The organism is Sphingobium sp. ba1 (assembly GCF_000743655.1).
Classification (GTDB): Bacteria; Pseudomonadota; Alphaproteobacteria; order Sphingomonadales; family Sphingomonadaceae; genus Sphingobium.
The window spans coordinates 1-2,847 of record NZ_JPPQ01000048.1; the positions used below are offsets into that span (position 1 = coordinate 1).

Annotated in this window: 4 protein-coding genes; 1 reads left to right on the forward strand and 3 read right to left on the reverse strand. The window is 61.2% G+C overall.

Annotation, left to right across the window (positions count from 1 at the left end; translation table 11 throughout):
• The first annotated feature begins 158 nt into the window (after positions 1-158).
• Entirely contained in the window at positions 159-326 is a 168-nt protein-coding gene (locus IL54_RS23870; protein WP_156106061.1) for a hypothetical protein, read from the forward strand.
• Positions 327-369: 43 nt separating this feature from the next.
• Here the strand turns inward: IL54_RS23870 and tnpC are convergent, their stop codons facing one another.
• Genes tnpC through tnpA form a run of 3 tightly spaced genes read right to left on the reverse strand, consistent with a single transcriptional unit; the run spans position 370 to position 2,711 of the window.
• Positions 370-1,923 carry an IS66 family transposase gene (gene tnpC / locus IL54_RS02605; RefSeq protein WP_037472588.1) on the reverse strand — a complete coding sequence of 518 codons (1,554 nt, stop codon included), beginning with the start codon at positions 1,921-1,923 and terminating at the stop codon, positions 370-372.
• A gap of 60 nt (positions 1,924-1,983) precedes the next feature.
• On the reverse strand, positions 1,984-2,331 hold the full coding sequence (gene tnpB, locus IL54_RS02610; RefSeq protein ID WP_037472586.1) for an IS66 family insertion sequence element accessory protein TnpB: 348 nt from the start codon (positions 2,329-2,331) through the stop codon (positions 1,984-1,986).
• A complete protein-coding gene (tnpA, locus tag IL54_RS02615; protein ID WP_037472585.1) occupies positions 2,328-2,711 on the reverse strand; it encodes an IS66-like element accessory protein TnpA in 384 nt (127 codons plus the stop codon). The genes tnpB and tnpA overlap by 4 nt, the downstream gene beginning before the upstream one ends.
• Between the last annotated feature and the right edge of the window lie 136 nt (positions 2,712-2,847).

The following is a 2,847-nucleotide window of genomic DNA, read 5'->3' on the forward strand; positions in this document are numbered from 1 at the left end:
CGTAAGCGTGGCCTGCGGACCGCGGTTCAGGGTAAGTGCGGTTTGTAGGCCACATTCTGTCATTTTGGCAGAGAGTGTCTGAGTTTGAAAAATTTACGATGTCGCTCGATCGTTTCTATTCCTTTCGCTATTATGCGGTTGGATTAGGGAGAACATGAGTGACTAATGACGAGCTGAAGGTATTGGTCATCGAGGCCGGGGCGATTTTTGACCAGATCGATGATCTCCCGCTGAATGATGATGGAACCCGCGAATTGCCTCCTGGAATGCTGGATCGTGCCAGAGAAATTGCAGCTATAGCATTCAGTTTGCGGTCACCGACATGATCCTTGGCCGGAGTGGCGTAAGAATCTAGCTTTGGCATCTCCACTAGGCAGCTTGAGCAACGTCTTGGTCGGTCAAGCGCCAGTTCCATGGCATGAGTTCATCCCATTTGGCTGCGGGCCAGTTGCCAGCGATCCTGCCCATGACATCGGCGATATAGGCCTGCGGTTCGAGGCCATTGAGCTTTGCAGTCTCGATGATGGAGTAGATGGCGGCGGCCCGATCACCGCCTGCTTTTGAGCCTGCGAACAACCAGTTTTTGCGGCCAAGGGCCACGCAGCGCATGGCGCGCTCGGCTATGTTATTGTCAATCTCCAGTCGGCCATCGTCGAGGAAGCGCGTCAGCGCGATCCAGCGCTTGCGGCCATAAGCGATCGCCTTGGCCATCTCCGACTTGGGCGCAAGACGGCGCAGGGCATCGTCGAGCGCCTGGCGGAGATCGTCGATCAATGGCTTGGTGCGGTCCTGCCGGCTTCGTCGTCGGATATCGGGCTGATGGCCGCGAACCTCTGCTTCGATCTCATAGAGCTGACCGATACGTTCCAGCAGATCAGTGGTGAGCGGCGTCGGCTTGGTCGCATGAATGTCGAATATCTTGCGCCGGAAATGTGCCCAGCAGGCGACTTCGGTGACGCGGTTGGTGTTGTAGAGCTTGTCATAGCCAGCATAGCCATCGGCCTGCAGATAGCCGGTGAAACTGGCCAGCTGGCGTCGGGGATGCGCGCCGGTGCGGTCGGTGGTGAACTCATACCAGACCAGTGGCGGCGAGGTCGCACCAGAGGCGCGATCATCGACGGCGTAGGCCCAGAGCCTGCCAGTCGCTGTCTTGCCACGTCCTGGATCGAGCATAGGCACCGGCGTATCGTCGGTGTGGATCTTTGAGGCGGTCAGGCCGACCTCGCGGATACGATTGATGATTGGATCGAGCAGCACGGATGCTTGGCCGACCCAGCCTGCCAGCGTCGAGCGGTCGATCTCGATGCCCTGCGCGGCCATGATCTCGGCTTGGCGGTAAAGTGGCAGATGATGGTCGAACTTGGAGACGACGACATGGGCCAGGGTGCCGAAGGTCGCCTTGCCCCGCGCTATCGCCTTTACCGGCGCGGGCGCCTGCACGATCTTCTCGCAGGACCGGCAGCTATACTTGGGGCGGATGGTCCGAATGACGCGCCACTGCACGGGCACGGCATCGAGCATCTCGTCGCTATCCTGCCCCAGCGGCCGCAGCGCGCCGCCGCAGTCGGGACAGGTGCAGTTACCCTGATCGGGCTCGATCCGCTGTTCCTCGCGCGGCAGATGGGCGGGCAGCGCCCGAACCGGTGATGGCCGAATGACGGCTACCGGATCGCCTCGACGCACGGCGGCGACGATGGCCTCGCCTTCGAGTTCTTCAAGGGCCAGCTCAAGCTGGGCAATCTGGGTATCGAGCTTCTCGGACGACTTGCCGAACTGCATCCGCTTGAGGCGTGCAATCTGCACGCGCAGCGTATCAATCAGGATGTCGCGGGCGGAAATATCGGCATGGGCGGCGGCCAATGCGGCTTCGAGCTCGGCGATCCGAGCATCTTTATCAGGAGTGAAAAGGCCTGCGTCCGACACCGCGATTATATAGCAGATTGGTGGTGGCAATGCTAATAGAAGTGCCAGAAAATGGGCGTTTTACCCCGCCAATGAAGGGGTGAAAGTGCGTTCAGGTCGCCGCCAGTCGATGCCTTCCAATAGCATCGAAAGCTGGGCCGCGGTCATGATCACCGACCCCGTCTTGGTCGACGGCCACACGAAGCGCCCCCGGTCCATCCGCTTGGAAAACAGGCACATGCCCTGGCCGTCATACCAGAGCAGCTTCACCAAATCGCCGCGCTTCCCCCGGAAGGCGAACAGCGCACCGGAATGTGGGCTCTGCTCCAGGATCTGCTGCGTCATCACCGCCAGGCCGTCGAAACCCTTACGCATGTCGGTCGCACCGCAGGCCAGGAAGATCCGCGTCGATGGCGGCAGCGGGATCATCGTGTCAGCGCGCCGATCACCCGCGACAGGGCCTCGGCATCGACCGTGGCGTCCACACTCACTTTGATGCCCGACGGCAGCTCGATCCCGATCACGCCGTTGCTGCGCGCCGCAACCGTTGGGGCGGGCAAGGCCGGCTGCTCGCTGATCTGCACCTGCGCAAATACAGGCTCGATCGGCTTGCACACCCCGGTCAACTCGCCTGACATCGCCTGTTGCCGCCATGTGTAGATCGAGCCGCTGCCGACGTCGTGGCGCTCACAGGCTGTCCGCACGCAACCGTCGGGGCCGAATGCATCCCGTAATACGGCCAGCTTCTGTTCCACCGTCCAGCGCCGACGGCCCGACACCCGGCTAACGACCTCGATCCGACTACTCATACGATTACTCGTATGATTAATCGCCCGTTCGCTTGCTGAATCCTCGATCTCGTCCGACACCCGCCACCTCGCTCAAAGAGCGGCAATCATCCCGGCGAATGGGCATTACGCAAGGCGGCCCTCAGGCCCCGCTTAC

Excerpts from the sequence above, each read along its gene's own strand:
- tnpB (WP_037472586.1), bottom strand. The coding sequence starts at position 2,331 with ATGATCCCGCTGCCGCCATCGACGCGGATCTTCCTGGCCTGCGGTGCG.
- tnpA (WP_037472585.1), bottom strand. The coding sequence starts at position 2,711 with ATGAGTAGTCGGATCGAGGTCGTTAGCCGGGTGTCGGGCCGTCGGCGC.